Raw genomic sequence first — 19,300 nt, 5'->3', positions numbered from 1 at the left:
GAAACTGACACGCTCAACGCTTAGCGTAATTTTGGGCAGATGTTAATTACCCTACAAATAAAACTTAATTCATTAATTACAATGGAAAATCTATGAAACTAACTAAAAAAATACTCACGGTATTAGTCATCACTCTAAGCTTAGCAGCGTGTGATGACGACTCTGTAGAAGTCGTTGAGGTAGAAAAACAGGTAGTTGTAGAAAACACAGTAACCGTGGTCGAAACAGTTGAAGTTCCTGTTATCGTTCAAGTACCGGCTGGAGAGGCCCCGAATATACAGATAGGGGCGCGCCCATCTTTTCTTGTAGAGGATATGGATGATGGAGAGCTAAAGAGTGCACTACAACAATGTAGTGAAGGCCCGTTTTATAAAACAGATTTTTCAATTGGGCATCGTGGAGCGTCACTGCAGTTCCCGGAGCACACGAAAGAAGCCTACGAATCAGCGGCAAAACTTGGCGCAGGAATAGTAGAGTGTGACGTTACATTTACTAAAGATAAAGCTTTAGTGTGCAGGCATTCGCAGTGTGACTTGCATACTACAACGAATATACTCTCAACCGATTTGGCTGATAATTGCTCTGTACCCTTTACACCGGCCGACCCTGAAAATGGCATTGCCGCCCAAGCGCAGTGCTGCACCAGCGATATAACACTCGCAGAATTCAAAACGCTAAAAGGTAAAATGGACGCAGCGAACCCAAATGCAACCACTGTAGATGAGTATTTAGATGGTACAGCAAACTGGCGCACAGACTTATATTCATCAAAAGGTACCCTGTTAACACACGCAGAAAGTATAGAACTGTTCAAAAAGTTAAATGTGAAAATGACACCAGAGCTTAAAACGCCATCTGTTCAAATGCCTTTTGATGGTTTCACACAGCAACAATATGCTCAAAAGATGATAGATGAATACAAAGCAGCAGGCATTGAACCAGAAAATGTCTGGCCCCAGTCATTTAACTTAGCAGATGTGAAATACTGGATTGAGAATGAACCAGCTTTCGGCAATCAAGCGGTGTATCTAGACGATAGATATGGCGCCCAAAGCGCAGATGGCGAAGATGGCGTCACCGCTGAGCAATTAGTTAATAATCCCGAACTGTTAACTCCAACTATGGAACAACTTGTTGCAGATGGGGTACAAATAATTGCTCCACCAATTTGGGTCTTATTGACGGTTGAAAATGAAAAGATAGTGCCTTCCCCATACGCGATTGCGGCGAAAGAAGCAGGGCTTGATATTATTACATGGTCTCTAGAGCGCTCTGGATTGCTGAATACAGGTGGGGGTTGGTATTACCAAAGTGTTAATGGTTCTTTGGCCACTGATAGCGCAATCAATAACGATGGTGACGTTATGACAGTACTTGATGTACTAGCAAAAGATGTGGGCGTACTTGGTGTGTTTTCTGACTGGCCAGCAACAACAACATATTATGCAAGCTGTATGGGACTAGCACCTAGTATATAAAAGTTGGAGGGCTTAGGGCTGTAAAAAACGTGTTTTCTAGCGTTGTCCTAAGTTCCCATCACCCTAGAATAACTTGATTTCGGCCATTCTTTTTCGCCGTATATAGCAGTTTATCAGCTTTAGAAAGTAACCCACTAAAATCAAGATTCAAGCTATCCTCAGCAAAAACGGCACCAATACTTATTGTTACAGATATCGTGTCTTTCTTGTATTTAACTTCTGTTTTTTCAACAGCCTCTCGAAGTTTGTTAAATCGCATTTCTTCGTCTTTTTTGTTGTCTGAAATTGCTACTATCGCAAACTCTTCTCCACCAAGACGTGAAACAATATCGGGCTCCACATAATATTCTTCTATGAGGTGGGCTACTGAAATTAGGGCTTGGTCCCCTGCATCATGTCCATAAGTATCGTTAACTTTTTTAAAGTGGTCTATATCTATTACCGCTACGCTCACTCTATTGCTTTGTGCAGAGAGTTGATGGCATTTATCAACAAAAGCTCGCCGATTGTACAGCCCAGTTAGCGAATCAGTCATAGCCAGCTTACGCAACTTCTCTTCAGCTATCGCACGCGCTTCTTCCAGCTCTACCGCGTAGAAAAGACCTGCTAATGCGTCTAATAAAGGTTGTAAAAACTCTGCATCATCTAAGGCGTAGGGCTCGAATTTATTGGCTAAACCAATCATGCCCACTACTCTATCTTTAACCTTAATCGGTAGCCCTAAAAAACGACTAATGCGGGGGTGCCCTTGCGGTACCCCTTTTGAGTTTGGATGACTTCCTGAGGCATTACTTAACGTTACCTCACCGGTTAAAATTGTGGTACCAAAAAGGTTATCAAAGTTATCGAAATACAAGTTCCGCTTTTTGTACTCGTTGTATTGCGAGAAGCTGCTGCTGTCCCACACTATTTCAGAAATGGCATGAATAAACAGCTTCGAGGCATCGCCTTCGCCTTTCATTTGCCCAATGAAAGCAAACTGACTATCCGAGATATCAATGAGCTCAGGCAATACTGTTTGGCAGGCCATGGTTAAATCGTTGTTCTGAAGATAAGAGGCACGGGTTTTATTTATAAATTGAAGTAGCTGGGTTTTCTTTTTCTCATGAAGTTCGCTTTCCATTCTCTGGGTAATGTCGCGATGAATACCAGCAACGCGAATAGCCTTACCCGCAGCGTTAAATTCCACAGTTTTTCCATAGGTTTCAACCCAAACCCACGTGCCGTTAGTATGTTTCATGCGAAAGGTAGTATTGAAAACCTTGCTCTCACCAATAATGTGTTCATTTAATTGCTTTTCTACTTTTACATAGTCCGCAGGGTGAATTAACTGCCTGAAAAAGCGAGAGCTGGTATCATAATACTCATATTCAAGGCCGACGATATCACACCAACGTTTATTTACTTGGTTTACATCAGCGGCCAAATTCCAGTCCCACGTACCTAATTCAGAGGCTTCCAATAGCAGGCGCATGCGCTGGTTCGTTTTGTGAAGTTTGTCTTCAACATATTTTTGATCGCTGGTATCGAAAAGAAATGCTTGCACTGAATACAGCATCCCGTCTTCACGAAAGCTTGCCGTAGAAATCATGCTCACCCAAATAGTTCGCGTAGGGGTGGCTATTTGAAGGCGGCATGAATGGGTTTCCACACCTTCCATATGCGCCTGCATAGCAAAAGTAAAGTCGCTTTCAGCGTCTTGAGTTAGAACATCGCCAAGCTCTACAGCGCCGCATAGTAAGTCTTGTGCCGATATACCCAATACACGCTCACTATTTTGAGAAATATGAACTAGCCGTAACGACGTAGTATTTCTCCAAGTGGCCAACACTATAGGGGACTTTTCAATTAAACCGTGTTCGCGCTTAAGTGCCTCATGTTCCTTTGATAGAGAAATATGCTGGCTAACAAGCGCACCAATTCTATTCAGCACTTCAAGGTATTCGGCATCGATTTCTCGAGGAACAGTATCAATAAGACATACAGCTCCAATAATCTCATCATTAATTTCAATGGGAGTTCCTGCATAAAAGCAGATGTGCGGCTCTCCCGTTACTAACGGATTATCTTTAAATCTGGGGTCTTCATGTGCATTGTTAACAACAACTTGTTTGCGCTCTTCTACCACATGACTACAAAAAGCATGCTCACGGCTTACTTTAGAAAGAGTAGTTCCATATCGCGCTTTGAATGTTTCTTCAAATTCACCAACAATTCCTATTAGCGCGATAGGCACCTTATATGCCCTTGCTAACACCATCATAAGATCGTCAAGATCCAACGGCACCTCATTGCTGAGCAAAAAGTCATCAATCGTCTTCAATCGGTTTTGATCATCCACTACAACATGCTCATATTCGTTAATCTTTATAAAAATAGTAATAGTCACCACTTATAGCAATTTAAATACTGCTAATGTTGCATTGCTCAAAGGGTAAGTGAGGTTTACTCTAAAAAACGCTTAAATACACAGATACTTTTGAACATCTTGAACTTACCGCTAGGTAGGGAGTCTGTAAAACAGGCAAATCAATAACATTGGCTCGTCGCGAGATTGTGACGCGATTGTGTTACACTTCACCCGTTTTTATTTCATAGGATTACATAATTCATGTCGTGGATGCGAAAAGCCCTTTTGTCGGTATTTCATTATCCTGTTAAGTTACTGGTTAAAGCTCACAGTATTCCAGTTAACGTTGAAACCGAATTAGGAATAGATAAGAGCAAGCCTATTGTTTATCTACTTCCCACAAACTCAGTGACCGACCAGCTTGCGCTGAGAATGTCGACCAAATACCTAGGCCTTCCTAGCCCAACAGACACACTTACACTGGCAGGTAGAGAGTATTCGTCTACTCTATTTTTACGTAAAACCCAACCTCTTTTTCGCTCATCAGCCAAAGATACGGGAATTGAAGACGTTTTCACTGACCTTTTTCATTTGCACAGAGATCACGAAAACCTCGACTTACAGGTAGTTCCTGTTTATGTAACCTGGGGTCGAGCCCCAGGCCGTGGTAATCCAGGCTTAAGCGATTTAATAGCTGATAAGGCTGCACCGAGCTGGCTACGTAAACTTTTCATCGTGCTGTTTTTAGGCAGAGATAACTTTATTAATTATTCTAAAGCTGTTTCAGCGCGGGCCATGTCAAATCAACACGGTAGTGATCAAAGCATCGCCCATAAGCTTGTACGCGTAGCAAGTACTCACTTTCAACGTAAGCGTCAAAGTATGACGGGCCCTACTCTGCTAGAGCGACAAGAACTCAACAACAGTGTATTGGGTTCGGATGCAGTACGCCGTGCGATCGCGGAAGAATCAAGAAGCAAAAAGGTCACTCACGAAAAGGCCAAGGAGCGGGCTCAAAGCTATATCACCGAAATTGCTGCAGATTATCGTGAAGGACTTATCCGCTTTGGCGACAGACTGCTAACTCGTATATGGAACAAAATTTATAACGGTATTAGCGTAGGCCACGCAGATCGCATTCGCGAGTTGGCAGCTAACGGGCACGAAATTATTTATGTACCTTGCCACCGCAGTCACATGGACTATCTGTTATTAACCTACGTGATTTATCACGAAGGTATGGTAACGCCTCACATTGCAGCAGGTATCAATCTTAACTTTTGGCCCGTAGGAAAAGTATTCCGCCGAGGAGGGGCTTTCTTCCTTCGCCGGAGTTTTGCAGGCAACAAGCTTTACACGGCCGTGTTCAGGGAATATTTAGAGCTGCTGTTTAACAAAGGCTATTCTGTAAAGTACTACCCTGAGGGTGGACGCAGCCGCACGGGCCGTTTAATACCGCCGAAAACCGGTATGCTGGCCATGACAATTCAAGCCATGCTTAAAGGCGTTAACCGCCCAGTTAGTATTGTTCCTGTCTACATTGGCTATGAAAACGTGATGGAAGTGAAGAGCTACCTGAACGAACTTAAAGGGTCAAAGAAGAAAAAAGAGTCTAACCTTCAGGTGTTTTCAGCCATTCGTAAACTTAAGAATTACGGGCATGGGTATGTGAACTTTGGTGAGCCTATCGCTCTTAATCAGTTCCTTGAAAGTCATGTCCCGAACTGGCGCGACTGTCGCGATGCCGAACCAGAGAAGAAGCCTGCTTGGTTAACGCCTGCCGTTAATGAATTAGCTAACAACGTCATGACGCGTATCAATCGCGCTGCGGCACTTAACGGCATGGCATTAGCTTCGCTATGTCTACTGTCTTCTAAAAGGCAGACTATGAGTGAGGTTGAGCTTAAACAAGCCATGGATGACTTCATGAACTTGTTTAAAACAGTGCCCTTTAGTGATGACGCCACTATTCCTGATTCATCAGCACAAGAATTGCTTCGGGATACATTAAAGTTAGGTCGTTTTGATGTTAAAGAAGACGATTACGGTCGTTTGATCAGCCCTCAGCCTAAATCTGCTGTATACCTGACCTACTATCGCAACAATATTTTGCACTTGTTCGCCATACCAGGTCTTATCATGGCGTCTATCTTCGCTAAGAAGGGCGCAACCAAGAACAGTATTTTCCAACTGATTGCAGCACTTTATCCTTTGCTGCAAAAAGAACTGTTTTTACATCTAACGCAAGATGAAGCGCTTGCGCATACTGATGCGCTGATCACGGCGATGTTAGACAACGGACTGCTGCGCCAAAAAGACGGTGAGCTTTTACCACCAGATGCACACTGCAAGCAGTTCCATTCTGCTTGGTTATTAAGCCGCTGTATGCAAGAAACATTGCAGCGTTATGCCGTAGTGCTGACGATTCTTGATAAAGAAAAGGTGATTAGCCGCAGTGCATTAGAGCGAGAAAGTAAACAAGTCGCTGAGCGCTTATCAGCCCTTTATGGCTTAAGCTCTCCTGAGTTTTACGATAAGAACGTATTGTCTAGCTTTATCGGCGCGCTGAAAGATAACCATTGGTTAGATTCAGAAAAAGACGGCAGCTTAAAATACTCGGAAGAGTGTGAAGCCTTGCGGGCTGACGTGATGGCGCTGATATGGCCTGAGATGATTCAGCATTTGGAAAATGTTGCGCTTAACTCGGCAAATTAGCGTTGTAAGCAACAAAGACTATCGCTTTGTTAAAGGCGTAAAAAACCCATGCATCCGCATGGGTTTTTTATTGAGCGTATTGTTAACTTAAAACTATATTTCGATAGATACTCAGCCAGTCTTCCATTGAGGCTGATATAGTAAAGTTGAAATAGTGCCGCTTTGTATCGCTCCTCGGTAAACCTGCGCTTAACGTGAAGCAATACAAAGCGAAAAAAGGTTTAAAACGAGCTAAGTTTCGCTTTTGAATGTATAGCTATCAAAGGCTGCTGTACATAGCCGACAAAACGTTATGCTGGTTGCGACAGAAAAAAGCGATACGCAGGGTTATCCGTTACTTCTTCTACCTTATAGCCCAATTCAGCTACATGCTGGTTAAAGTCATCCCTGCTTTCTGGCGCAATGTCAAAACCAACCAATACCAAGCCTTCCGCAGCTCCGTGGTTACGATAGTGGAATAAAGTAATGTTCCACTGCTCGCCCAATGTATTTAAGAAATTTAGTAGTGCACCTGGGCGCTCCGGAAATTCAAAGCTGAACACCTGCTCGTTTAAAATGGTCGGCGGGCGGCCTCCTACCATATGCCGAACATGAAGCTTTGCTAACTCGTTATCAGTTAGGTTAACGCAGTCATATCCTTTACTTTCAAGGTCACTTTGAAGGGACGCAAATTCTTGTTGACCGCCTTTTAGCTTTACCCCAACAAAAATATGCGCTTCGCTCTCACTTGCATAGCGATAGTTGAATTCAGTAATCGCTTTTGCCCCAACGCATTCACAAAACTGTTTAAACGCGCCTTTAGTTTCAGGAATTTTAACGGCAAAAACGGCTTCTTTCTGCTCACCTAATTCACAGCGTTCAGACACATAGCGCAGGGTATGAAAGTTGATGTTTGCGCCACATAAAATACCGCCTAGCTTTTTACCTTTAAGGTCGTGTTGCTTGGCATATTTGCGAATTGCCGCTACCGACAATGCACCAGCAGGCTCGGCGATAACGCGAGTATCATCGAAAATATCTTTTATAGCCCCGCAAATCTCATCATTGCTAACCGTAATAGTTTCATCAACTAAGCGGTTACACAGGCGAAAAGTTTCTTGCCCCATTACTTTCACAGCCACGCCATCGGCAAAAATACCTACGCTTTCCAACTCAGTAGGCTCGCCTTGCGCTTTTGCTTTAATGAAACAGGCCGACTCTTCTGACTCAACGGCTACAATCTTAATACTGGGTTTGAGTTGCTTTAAGTATACCGCAATGCCCGCGGCTAGACCGCCACCGCCAACAGCAATAAACAAAATATCCAGGTTTGGGTTTTGCTCTAACAGTTCTCGTGCAACAGTACCTTGTCCGGCGATTACATCGGGGTTATCGAAGGGCGGAACAAAGGTATACCCGTGGGTATCACACAAATCTTTGGCATGGTTGCTTGCCTGGTCGAAGCTGGTGCCATGCAAGACTACATTTACGTTATCACCACCGAAGCGACGTACAGCGTCCACTTTAATGTCAGGGGTGGTTTCGGGCATTACGATAGTTGCTTGAATGCCCTTCATTTTTGCACTGTATGCTAAGCCCTGGGCATGATTACCCGCTGATGCGCCAATAACGCCAGCTTGAAGCTGTGCTTCACTTAACGAACAAATACGGTTGTAGGCACCGCGCAGCTTAAAGCTTTTTACTGGCTGCTGATCTTCTCGTTTCAAAAAGATCTCGTTGCCAAGCTCCGCTGAAAGCAAAGACATATAAGACAGTTCACTGGCCACCGCCACATCGTAAACGGGAGCGAGTAATATCTTTTTCAGATACTCGTGGTCGCTAACGTGCTCGTTTTCCATTACAAGTCTTCCAACTTAGTGACATCGCGCACCGCACCTTTGTCGGCACTGGTTGCCAGCGCGGCAAAGGTCTTAAGTGATGTAGACACTTCGCGTACACGATCTTTCGGTTTCCAAGGCTTATCGCTTGCTTCCATTTTTGCACGGCGCTCGGCAAGTGCTTCATCAGAAATAACGATGTTGATGCTTCGGTTAGGGATATCTATTTCAATCTTATCGCCGTCTTCAACTAAGCCAATGCCGCCACCGCTGGCAGCCTCTGGTGAACAATGACCGATAGACAAGCCACTTGTACCACCACTGAAACGCCCGTCGGTTACTAGCGCGCAGTGCTTACCTAGGCCCTTCGATTTCAAGTACGACGTTGGGTACAGCATTTCTTGCATACCTGGACCACCGCGAGGGCCTTCATAGCGAATAAACACGACGTCACCGGCTTTTACTTCATCGCCCAATATGCCTGCCACTGCATCATCTTGGCTCTCGTAGATACGCGCGGTACCGTTAAACTTTAGGATGGACTCATCCACACCTGCGGTTTTAACAATACAGCCATCTTCGGCCAAATTGCCGTATAACACCGCTAAGCCACCTTCTTGGCTAAATGCATTCTCGATAGAGCGAATGCAACCATTTTCACGGTCGGCATCGGCCTCATCCCAGCGACAATCTTGGCTAAAGGCTTTTGTCGTACGAATACCCGCAGGGCCCGCGCGATAGAAGGTGATAGCGTCTTTGTTCTCTGGGTTGGTTATGTCCCACTCGCTGATAACCTCAGTAAGCTGCTTGCCTAAGACGTGATTCACATCGGTATTTAGTAAGCCTGCCTTGTTCAACTCGTTCAAAATACCCAGTACGCCGCCGGCACGGTGAACGTCTTCCATATGATATTTAGGGGTAGAAGGCGCCACCTTACACAAGTGAGGCACTTTGCGAGACAAGCGGTCGATATCATCCATAGTGAAAGGTACTTCACCTTCCATCGCTGCCGCTAGCAAGTGCAGAATGGTATTGGTCGAACCACCCATGGCGATGTCTAGGCTCATGGCGTTTTCAAACGCTTTAAAGTTAGCAATGTTCCGCGGCAATACGCTTTCATCATCATCGCCGTAGTAGCGCTTACAAAGCTCTACAATTTGCTTACCGGCTTGCTTAAACAAACCTTCACGGTCGGCGTGAGTGGCCAGCATAGAGCCATTACCCGGTAGTGAAAGACCTAACGCTTCAGTTAAGCAGTTCATTGAGTTTGCAGTAAACATACCTGAACACGACCCACAAGTAGGGCAGGCAGAGCGCTCAATTTCGTCAGTGTCGGCATCGCTCACTTTATCATCAGCAGCCGCTACCATGGCGTCAACCAAATCAAGCTTAATCAGCTGGTCTGAAAGCTTGGTTTTACCCGCTTCCATTGGGCCGCCAGATACGAATATAACGGGCACGTTCAAACGCATAGACGCCATTAACATTCCCGGGGTGATCTTGTCGCAGTTAGAAATACAAACAATGGCATCCGCGCAATGTGCGTTCACCATGTACTCCACTGCATCAGCAATGATTTCACGAGACGGAAGACTATACAGCATGCCGCTGTGACCCATTGCGATACCGTCATCTACCGCTATAGTATTGAATTCTTTGGCGACACCACCGGCTTCTTCCACGCTGCGCGCTACTAGCTGACCGAGGTCTTTGAGGTGAACGTGCCCAGGTACAAACTGCGTAAATGAGTTAGCAATAGCAATAATAGGCTTGCCGAAATCAGAATCTTTCATTCCGGTTGCACGCCATAGCGCGCGAGCGCCGGCCATATTTCTACCTTGTGTGGTAGTTGCAGAACGTAACTTGGGCATAAATCCTTCCCGTTAATTTTAGGTGCTAGGGTTTAATGCTAGACCTTTGTGTGAAACTTAAAAACAGTGGTAAACCAGTAATGCTTTGGCTTGTTTTCCAATACGCGCTGTTTTACTCAAAATTGCATGTCATACTGATGATGTATTAAATCATCTTAGGTCGTTTAAGCGAAGGGCGACAAAGCCTTACTGCTTACAGATCAGTAGCGCTTTGTTTTATATGATATCTTTGACTTACAATGCCGTATTCCGTTGACATTATAAAAATGAAATGTTGTTCGTTAGGGGTTATGGCATTCCCCTACACGCAATACGCGATAAACCGCGAATTGGTATTGCGCAAAGAAATAGCATGAAACACACGGTTTGATCAAGTTTTTTGCGGTAGAAATAGCGAGTTCTTAAGAGTAGTAAAAGGGTAATAAGCATGTTCGATTGGTTTCACTGGTTAAACCTAGCAGGCGTTGCCGTGTGTGCAATTTCAGGCACCCTTATGGCTTATCAAAAACGCATGGATGGATTTGGCGTGGTAGTGCTTGCCAGTGCTACAGCCATTGGCGGAGGTACCTTGCGAGATGTGATGCTAGATGTACCCGTGTTTTGGATTGCCGATACCGATTACTTGTACACCACGCTAATTGCCGCCTTTATACCCATTGTTTGGCTGCGAATTAGCCCACGCTTCCCTTTTCACTACCTGTTAATTGCCGATGCTTTTGGGCTAGCACTTTTTAATGTAGTAGGCATAGAGAAAGCCTTAGCCAACGACACAGGCATGGCAGTGGCGGTAGCAATGGGCACTATTACTGGTGTGTTTGGAGGGTTGTTACGCGACGTTATCTGCCGCGAAGTACCGCTGGTACTAAACGGCGAGCTTTATGCGATGACCTGTATCGCAGGCGGTATCGTATATGGCATCGCACTTGAATTTAACCTTGCTACCCAATGGTGTGGTATTGCAGCCCTTGCAACCACCGTATTGTTTAGATTAGGCGCCATGCGCTGGCATTGGCAGCTACCTGTATTTTACAACGATCATCATTAGCATCTAACCTTCGTTGCCGAGCAGGGTAATCAATGACCTAGCTCGGTGAGTATTGGCGATAAATCCCGTCGTTAGTACAGTTACATCTTTATCCCACTCTCACTAGAGTTTATGCCCAAAGCGTTAACTATTTAGCCGCACTTGAGTTTTGAAATTTCAATTAGGCGAACAATGAGTGTGTAAGAAGAGAGGGTGTTCACAATATGGGAATGGCTGTTGTTAAAACCTTTGCAGGGCAGGGGGTGTCTGCACCAGAGGTAAGTGTTGAAATTCACTTGGCTAATGGACTACCTGCCTTTCAACTGGTCGGTATGGCTGAAACCAGTGTAAAAGAAGCCCGTGAGCGGGTGCGCAGCGCGCTAATTAACAGTGGTTTCGAATTTCCTGCCAAACGTATAACGGTTAATTTAGCGCCGGCTGATATCCCAAAGTTCGGCGGCCGGTTCGACCTTCCTATTGCCGTTGGCATTTTAGCAGCATCGGGTTACATTTCAGATATTAGCCTGCTTAATATTGCCTTTGTGGGCGAGTTAGCGCTAAACGGTGAGATTAAACCGGTTAACGGGCTTATTCCTGTAGTGATGACGGCAGCGAACGAAGATATAGCCCTGGTGTATCCGGGAGATAACGATGTTGAAGCAGCCTTGGTTTCCCACGCCACACGCTTTCCCGCCTTCGATCTTCTATCTGTTTATGAACACCTTACCGGTAACAAAAAGCTCGCCAAAGGCCAGCCTTTTACTTCTCATTCATCACGCAACGCCCCAACTGGTTGGGATGATATTATCGGTCAAGAGCAGGCTAAACGGGCCCTAATTATTGCAGCTAGCGGGGCTCACAACCTACTGATGGTAGGCCCGCCAGGCACAGGTAAAAGCTTGCTTGCCAGCCGAATGTTGTCGCTATTACCGGATATGAGTGAAGAAGAAGCCTTGGAAGTCGCCGCTATTCACTCAGTGAAAGGCGAAAAGCTAAATGCTGAACGTTTTCTAACCCGCCACCTGCGCTCCCCCCATCACACAAGTTCTGCGATAGCGCTTACTGGCGGTGGTTCTAACCCTGTGCCGGGAGAAATTTCACTGGCCCACAACGGCATCTTATTTTTAGACGAACTCCCCGAATTTGGCCGAAAAGCGCTGGATGTATTGCGCGAACCGCTTGAAACTGGCGATGTGCATTTATCCCGTGCATCAGGAAGTGCAACGTACCCCGCTAATTTTCAACTCGTAGCCGCCATGAACCCAAGCCCTACTGGGGATATTGACGACAACCGCCTGACACCCCAGCAACAACTTAATTACTTAAACCGTTTGTCAGGCCCGCTGCTAGATAGAATAGATATACAAGTCGAGGTGCCTAGACTGCCAGACTACGACTTGCCAGAGCGGGGTAATAGACCTGACGACTCGTTACATGACATGCGGGAAAGGGTGATAGCTGCACGGCAAAAACAGGAGTCTCGACAAGGCAAAGCCAATGGCGCTCTACACGCGGGGGAGCTTGCCGACATCTGTTTGCTAGATGACGCAGATCTCCTCTTTTTACAGGCAGCCGCGAAACAGCTTAATTTATCTATGCGCGTATTTCACCGCACGCTAAAAGTGGCTAGAACCATTGCCGACCTTGAAGAAGAAAACACCGTATCAAGGGCGCATATCGCGGAAGCTCTGGGCTATCGAGCTCTCGATAACCTTATAAAGCAGCTCAGTGCTAGCTAAGTGCAACTAATAAAATAACTTACCCTCTAGAATGCAAGTTTAGCTGCATAAAAGCGTTGATAAGCGGTTCGTTTTGCTTATCTTGTAAACAACAAAGGCCAAGGGCATAAGGCTCGATATCTTCAACCTGAATTTGGGTTACCGCATTAGCCATACTGGAGTGGTCGAGCACTACCTTTGGCACAAAGCCCACACCACACTCTAGCGCTACCATGCTTACAATAGCTTCGTTACCGCCTACATAGGCATACACGTTAGGCCGAATACCGTGCTCGGCAAACCAGTGATAGGCGGTGCGTCGAGTTGGCCCGGTTTCAGGCATTATCACCTGATGCTTGGTCCAATCTAGCTGACTTAGCTGAGTAAGTCGCCATTCCCTTGGCGCAATAAGAACCAAAGGCACGTTATCAAGAGCGGTGAAATGCAAATCTGTTGGCATGTCAGGGGTATAAATAGCAATAGATAAATCACACTGCTTACTTTTAACTTTCTCTATGGCAAGGGCAGGGTCACCGGTTATTAGGCGTATATCGACCCCAGGGTGTTGCTGCCTGAACTGCCTTAGCATAGTGGGCAAATGGCTTTGACTGGCAGTTACCGAGCAAAATACACTTAGTTCCCCCTGAAGTGCATCGCTATCTTCTTTTAAATCAATTTTTAATTGCTGCCAATCAGCTAACGCATGTTTTGAGAAGGACAGTAGCTTGTGCCCGCTATGGGTGAGCGCGACTTTACGGTTATCCCGTTTGAACAAGGTACAGCCTAACTCGTCTTCAAGGCGCTGAATTACGCGGCTTAAAGTAGATGGCGATACATACATGGCCTCAGCGGTAACGCCAAAGTGTAGGCTGGTAGCCAAGTGGTTAAAGAGCTGTAGACTGCGAAAATCCATATACATTTCACTTTATGCAATATTATCTTGCAAATATATCATTTTCCAAAACAAAAGAAATCTTTTAGTCTCACTACCAAGTCGTCATAGACGAGGTCTGTCAACGCCAAGGTCGGTGTTTGATATTGACAAAAATGAATGTTGTTCGGAAATTTTTATGGCTAATTATTTCAACACCCTGTCACTTCGCCAGCAGTTAGACCAGCTTGGCCGCTGCCGTTTTATGGCACGCGATGAATTCGCTGACGGTTGTCAGTTCTTAAAAGGCAAGAAAATTGTCATTGTAGGCTGCGGCGCGCAGGGCCTTAACCAAGGCCTGAATATGCGTGACTCAGGGTTAGATGTTTCTTATGCGCTGCGTCAGGCGGCGATCGATGAGCAACGCGACTCTTACAAACGCGCTTCAAGCAATGGATTTACTGTTGGTACATATCAGCAGCTTATTCCAGAAGCTGATGTAGTTTACAACCTAACACCTGATAAGCAGCACGCAAGTGTAGTTGAGGCAGTAATGCCGCTTATGAAAAAAGGTGCAACTCTAGGTTACTCACACGGTTTCAACATTGTTGAAGAAGGCCAGCAAATTCGTAGTGATATCACAGTAATTATGTGTGCGCCGAAAAGCCCAGGCTCAGAAGTACGTGAAGAATATAAGCGTGGCTTTGGTGTACCAACACTAATAGCTGTGCACCCAGAAAATGACCCTGAAGGGAAAGGTTGGGATCAGGCTAAGGCACTGGCAAGTGCAACTGGCGGTGACCGCGCAGGTGTACTTGAGTCTTCATTTGTGGCTGAAGTTAAATCTGACCTTATGGGTGAGCAAACCATCTTATGTGGTATGCAACAAGTTGCAGCAGTACTTGCGTTCGAGAAAATGGTTGATGATGGTATCGACCCAGGTTATGCAGGTGCGCTAATTCAGTACGGCTTAGAAGCCATTACTGAAGCACTTAAGATTGGCGGTGTAACTAACATGATGGACCGTCTATCAAACCCTGCAAAAGTGAAAGCGTTTGAGCTTTCTGAGCAGTTAACTGATTTACTTCGTCCGCTATTTGAAAAGCACCAAGACGACATCATCAGCGGTGAGTTCTCTCGCACCATGATGGAAGATTGGGCAAATGGTGATGCGAATCTACTTAAGTGGCGTGAAGAAACCGGTGAAACCGCGTTTGAAAACGCACCAGCTTACGAAGGTGAAATCAGCGAACAAGAATTCTTTGACCACGGCATTTTACTAGTTGCCATGATCAAATGTGGTGTGGAGGTTGCGTTTGACGTAATGGTTGAAGCTGGAATTCTGCCTGAGTCTGCGTACTACGAATCACTGCATGAAACACCGCTAATTTCTAACACAATCGCACGTAAGCGTTTGTATGAAATGAATGTGGTTATTTCAGACACAGCAGAATACGGAAACTATTTGTTTGCTAACGCAGCAATTCCAATTTTGCGTGAGAAATTTATGCCTACCATCGATACCAGCGTTATCGGTAAGGGTTTAGCTTCTGCTTCTAACCAAGTAGAGAACAAACGCCTTGTTGAAATTAACGAAGCCATCCGTTCACACGGTGTGGAATCTGTAGGTAAGACCTTGCGTGGCTACATGACTGACATGAAAGCCATTATAGGATAGGACAGTTTCTGTCGTTAGGTGCTTAACTAAGCCCTCTTGCCCGACCATTTTGGTCGGGCTTTTTTATGCCTGTAACTCAGTGAGTCACGTATCTTTTACAGCGAACTGCTTAGCTAAATCAAAGCAGTTAATAGCAACCACTTATCTCTTTAAGAAACAACCACTTCCCGAACGCGTTCAGCGAAGCGAACTGACAAATAAGCCAGTGCAAAAAAGATAAGAAACCCCCAACCTATTGGCATCAAATTCCCGTTTAAAAAACTATCGACAATAAGCGCAACGGGCACTGAGAATAAGCTTGAAAAGCAGCCAATAATGGCAGCACCTAAGCCTGCCATATCGCCAAGAGGCTGCATTGCCATAGCGTTTAAGTTACCAAACAGTATGCCCACGAAGAAAAAGCCAACAAACATAACGGCCACAGTCGGAATTAACGGCGGCAGGCCATCGTAAGCAAATAACAGTGCCAAATACACCACCGCAAAACAATTTACTCCTTTAAGCGCAAATCGACAGAGCTTGCGCATGCCGAAGCGCATTACCATTTTTCCGTTAAAGTAAGAGGCAAGACCGATAGAAAAAGCAAGAGTAGCGAAGATATAGGGGAACCACTCTCCAACATTGTAAAACACAGTGAAGATGGTCTGTGACGCGCTTAAATATGCTAAAAACGCCCCGAAGATACAGCCCATTGCAAAGGTATAACCCATCACTTCGGGGTGGGTCAGGATAAATTTTGAGGATTTAAAAAAATGTGCGCGCGAGAATTTTCTGCGCTTCGCCCGAGGCAAGGTTTCTCCCTGGCGAGAGAAAAACCAGATTCCAGCCATAGTAGCCACTATGAGGAACATAGTGAAAATATGAAACCATGACGTCAATTCCATCACAGTTTGCCCAATAATTGGGGCCAACATGGGCACCAATATAAACACCATCATGATAAACGACATGACTTTTGCCATGGCATCACCCACGTATAAATCACGAATAATGGCCATTGAAGCTATGCGAGGCCCCGAAACACCAAACGCTTGAATAACACGCCCCACCAGCATGGTTTCAAGATTAGTGGCAAGCATACATACAAAGGTACCCAACGCAAAAATACACAGCCCAACAAGAATAGTAAGACGGCGACCACGGCTATCTGAGAACGGACCAAAAAACATTTGGCCAAATGCCATCCCTAAAAAGAACACGGTGACAATTAAATGGGTCTGATGCGCCTCTTGCACATTAAGTGATTCACCAATTTGAATAAGTGCGGGCAACATAGCGTCTATACTAAGTGCCACCAGCGATGTCATGGTCGCCATCAAAGCAACGAATTCAACAAGGCCAAGGGCGGGCTTTTGCACAACTGCAGTATCATCAGATACGCCATTAGATGTCTGGGGCATAAAGTCTCGAATATGAAATTAAGTGAGGGAATTAAAAAAGGCGCGAAACCATCGCGCCTTGATTAGTATACCTGAAACCTGGTTAAAAAGCCGTCAGATTTGGCTGTCTTATCGTAAATACTAGGATCTTTAACGAGTCTTATTCCTCTGTCAGACTAGCTGTTACCGCCTCGCCGTTCTTAGTCGGTTTCAGGTATTGATCTAAAAATATATCCATTTCTTTAAAGAATAGGTGGCGATTGCGCTGAATAGAAAGGCTATGGTCTCCATTTTCAAGCTCTACGTATTTAAAAACTTTGTCGTAGTCTTCTAACTCATCAGCCATATAGCGGCTGTGAAGGGGTGGAACGATACGGTCTTCTTCGCCATGCACAAGTAGAATAGGCGTCTTGATCCCTTTTGCATTGTAATAAGGCGAGCGAGCTTCCAAATCATCGTAGTCGTCACCAATTTGATTTTTAACAAACTCATTATTGAGAAAGCGACGAGAGTGAATGATAACGTGTTTAAGCGAACTCACTCCGGCAAAACTTACGGCACATTGAAACAGTTCAGGGGTTTTAACCGTTGCCATTAACGCGGCATAGCCACCATAGCTTGCGCCAACTATGCACATATTATCTTGCTCTGCGTATCCCTGTTCTACCATCCAACCTGCGGCGTCAGTGATATCGTCTTGCATAGCTAGGCCCCATCCTTTCATTTGGCTTTGCGCAAAACTATAACCATAGCCTCTTGAGCCTCTGAAGTTTGGCCTCAACACCGCGTAGCCTTTCGAGGTGAAGTATGCAGTCCAGTAGTCGAAACCGCTGAAATCCCGAGCCCCCGGCCCGCCGTGAGGATGAATAATGGTTGGGAAGGGCCCGTCCCCCTTAGGAAGGGTTAAATATGCTTCAATCTTGATACCATCTCTGGCTTCGTACTCAATAAGTTTATGCTCGGATAGTTTCGTCGAGTCTATTTGGCTGTATTGCTCAAATAGCATGTTCAGCGTGCCTTCCTTGCGATTACCCAATAAATACACACCGGGCAATATGTCAGACTCAGAATAAACAATATAAGTTTGCTCATCGTCACTGAAACTAACTAACGTGTTGTTATAATCAGGAAGTCCCTGGTCGATACCGTTTTGAAGTGCAACATAGCGTTCATCCCAATAAAATCGGCCATCATGACGCACACCGATAGCATCTCGCGTAACGGGTGAATAAATAAGGCTGCCGTTGACGTCATAGCCTTCGTCGGCATATACCTCAGTTCGCTCGTTGGTTTTAAGGTTTAGGCTATATAATGCGCGATAGTCGCCCTTGTAGCCTTTGTAATAAAGAATATTTGGGTCTTTAGCAAAGCCCACTGGATATTCACCCTTCTCCGTCATGGCGTTATAGGCAAACAAGGTTCGCCAGCCATCTTCTTCTTTTAGGAAGACCTCGCGCTCACCGCTATCATAATTAAGTGAAACGCCAATACGAACGTTACTTTGTTGATCGGTAAGCCAATCTCTGATGCGCTTTTTACCGCGCATAATGCGACTTACGCCTCCTGTATTGACATTGACTTTATACACTGAAGGTAAACCTAGCACCTCGGCATCTATTGCTACAAGTACATGATCTGGGTCATCAGGTAGCCAATCGATAACCTCATCTTGAAATTGGGGAATGTGGTTAGGGTTACCGGCCCGACGCTTAATTCGTTCCCATTCAACCATATTAAACGCGCCGCCCTCGCCATCGAATTTAATACTTAACAAGCGGGTGTCATGCACTTTTGTGGTACCACGGCGAGTTTCATAGCGCGCGCTAACCACGACACGTTCATTGTTCACCCACTTGTACCAATTGATCTTTACACGTTCATTGTCAGAGCGAAGTAGGTAATGCTTTTCACCTTTTTCCAAGTCGAAGGTGGCGAGCATGGCAAACGCCTCTCCTTGTTCAACATTTTGAACAAAAGCGATTTTTGTTCCATCGGGTGATAAAGATGGCGTCCAATAGGTTGGCAGCGAACTAAACGCAGCGTAGGCATTTTCCTGAGTAGTCGACTCAGCGCTTAACGTAGTTGAAATAGCTAACAATAGTAGGGCAATAAGCGTAGCTGGTGAGAAAGCCTTTTTATAAGACATAACATTCCCTTGTAATTTTTTATTATGGGCGGAACTTAGCTAATGAGTAAACCTCAAAACCATGTTAATTCGAGTATACAAATTTGTGACCAAATGTACAAAAAACCAACCCATGCCGGTTAATATAGATAATATTGACGCAATAATTTGATCTCTCGTCGTACTTTGCGAATACAAAATGCAGATATGGTATTATTAACCACAGATATAATATGGATTTTACCCTAAACCAGTAAGCTTCTAAGCCCAGCGT

At 45.2% G+C, this 19,300-nt stretch carries 11 protein-coding genes; 5 read left to right on the top strand and 6 right to left on the bottom strand.

The window, feature by feature from the left end; genetic code table 11:
• Positions 1-92 precede the first annotated feature (92 nt).
• Entirely contained in the window at positions 93-1,478 is a 1,386-nt protein-coding gene (locus ACYTPF_RS10450) for a glycerophosphodiester phosphodiesterase family protein (RefSeq protein WP_461852166.1), read from the top strand.
• A gap of 58 nt (positions 1,479-1,536) precedes the next feature.
• On the opposite strand, the gene ACYTPF_RS10445 is transcribed toward ACYTPF_RS10450, so the two are convergent.
• Positions 1,537-3,819: a sensor domain-containing diguanylate cyclase gene (locus ACYTPF_RS10445; protein ID WP_461852165.1), complete on the bottom strand. Its 2,283-nt coding sequence runs from the start codon at positions 3,817-3,819 to the stop codon at positions 1,537-1,539.
• A 270-nt stretch (positions 3,820-4,089) separates the two neighbouring features.
• Here ACYTPF_RS10445 and plsB point away from each other — a divergent pair, with 270 nt between their 5' ends.
• Positions 4,090-6,543, top strand: a complete 2,454-nt coding sequence (plsB, locus tag ACYTPF_RS10440) for a glycerol-3-phosphate 1-O-acyltransferase PlsB (protein WP_179985050.1) — start codon at positions 4,090-4,092, stop codon at positions 6,541-6,543.
• A 290-nt stretch (positions 6,544-6,833) separates the two neighbouring features.
• Here the strand turns inward: plsB and ilvA are convergent, their stop codons facing one another.
• Together ilvA and ilvD are read right to left on the bottom strand one after the other, a co-directional pair.
• Positions 6,834-8,381 (bottom strand): threonine ammonia-lyase, biosynthetic, encoded by a 1,548-nt coding sequence (gene ilvA / locus ACYTPF_RS10435; protein WP_179985051.1) that lies wholly within the window; start codon positions 8,379-8,381, stop codon positions 6,834-6,836.
• Entirely contained in the window at positions 8,381-10,231 is a 1,851-nt protein-coding gene (ilvD, locus tag ACYTPF_RS10430; RefSeq protein ID WP_461852164.1) for a dihydroxy-acid dehydratase, read from the bottom strand. The genes ilvA and ilvD overlap by 1 nt, the downstream gene beginning before the upstream one ends.
• A 427-nt stretch (positions 10,232-10,658) precedes the next feature.
• On the opposite strand from ilvD, the gene ACYTPF_RS10425 reads away from it, so the two are divergent.
• Together ACYTPF_RS10425 and ACYTPF_RS10420 are read left to right on the top strand one after the other, a co-directional pair.
• Entirely contained in the window at positions 10,659-11,276 is a 618-nt protein-coding gene (locus tag ACYTPF_RS10425; RefSeq protein WP_269917885.1) for a trimeric intracellular cation channel family protein, read from the top strand.
• A gap of 203 nt (positions 11,277-11,479) precedes the next feature.
• On the top strand, positions 11,480-12,994 hold the full coding sequence (locus ACYTPF_RS10420) for a YifB family Mg chelatase-like AAA ATPase (RefSeq protein WP_461852163.1): 1,515 nt from the start codon (positions 11,480-11,482) through the stop codon (positions 12,992-12,994).
• Positions 12,995-13,013: 19 nt separating this feature from the next.
• Here ACYTPF_RS10420 and ilvY read toward each other — a convergent pair whose 3' ends face one another.
• Positions 13,014-13,886: an HTH-type transcriptional activator IlvY gene (gene ilvY, locus ACYTPF_RS10415; protein WP_461852162.1), complete on the bottom strand. Its 873-nt coding sequence runs from the start codon at positions 13,884-13,886 to the stop codon at positions 13,014-13,016.
• A gap of 157 nt (positions 13,887-14,043) precedes the next feature.
• On the opposite strand from ilvY, the gene ilvC reads away from it, so the two are divergent.
• Positions 14,044-15,522 carry a ketol-acid reductoisomerase gene (gene ilvC, locus ACYTPF_RS10410; RefSeq protein ID WP_269917883.1) on the top strand — a complete coding sequence of 493 codons (1,479 nt, stop codon included), beginning with the start codon at positions 14,044-14,046 and terminating at the stop codon, positions 15,520-15,522.
• Positions 15,523-15,671: 149 nt separating this feature from the next.
• Here the strand turns inward: ilvC and ACYTPF_RS10405 are convergent, their stop codons facing one another.
• Entirely contained in the window at positions 15,672-16,922 is a 1,251-nt protein-coding gene (locus ACYTPF_RS10405; protein ID WP_461852161.1) for a multidrug effflux MFS transporter, read from the bottom strand.
• A gap of 139 nt (positions 16,923-17,061) precedes the next feature.
• Positions 17,062-19,047, bottom strand: a complete 1,986-nt coding sequence (locus ACYTPF_RS10400) for an alpha/beta hydrolase family protein (protein WP_461852160.1) — start codon at positions 19,045-19,047, stop codon at positions 17,062-17,064.
• Positions 19,048-19,300 lie beyond the last annotated feature (253 nt).

It is taken from the genome of Alteromonas sp. HB246098 (assembly GCF_054890645.1).
Note: the sequence above shows the minus strand (reverse complement) of the source record. Positions and strands in the feature narration are given on the sequence as shown.

Bases quoted from the DNA above. Each gene is read 5' to 3' on its own strand.
- ACYTPF_RS10420 (WP_461852163.1), top strand. From the start codon at position 11,480: ATGGGAATGGCTGTTGTTAAAACCTTTGCAGGGCAGGGGGTGTCTGCA.
- ACYTPF_RS10405 (WP_461852161.1), bottom strand. From the start codon at position 16,922: ATGCCCCAGACATCTAATGGCGTATCTGATGATACTGCAGTTGTGCAA.
- ACYTPF_RS10450 (WP_461852166.1), top strand. From the start codon at position 93: ATGAAACTAACTAAAAAAATACTCACGGTATTAGTCATCACTCTAAGC.
- ilvD (WP_461852164.1), bottom strand. From the start codon at position 10,231: ATGCCCAAGTTACGTTCTGCAACTACCACACAAGGTAGAAATATGGCC.
- ACYTPF_RS10425 (WP_269917885.1), top strand. From the start codon at position 10,659: ATGTTCGATTGGTTTCACTGGTTAAACCTAGCAGGCGTTGCCGTGTGT.
- ilvC (WP_269917883.1), top strand. From the start codon at position 14,044: ATGGCTAATTATTTCAACACCCTGTCACTTCGCCAGCAGTTAGACCAG.
- ilvA (WP_179985051.1), bottom strand. From the start codon at position 8,381: ATGGAAAACGAGCACGTTAGCGACCACGAGTATCTGAAAAAGATATTA.
- plsB (WP_179985050.1), top strand. From the start codon at position 4,090: ATGTCGTGGATGCGAAAAGCCCTTTTGTCGGTATTTCATTATCCTGTT.
- ilvY (WP_461852162.1), bottom strand. From the start codon at position 13,886: ATGGATTTTCGCAGTCTACAGCTCTTTAACCACTTGGCTACCAGCCTA.
- ACYTPF_RS10400 (WP_461852160.1), bottom strand. From the start codon at position 19,047: ATGTCTTATAAAAAGGCTTTCTCACCAGCTACGCTTATTGCCCTACTA.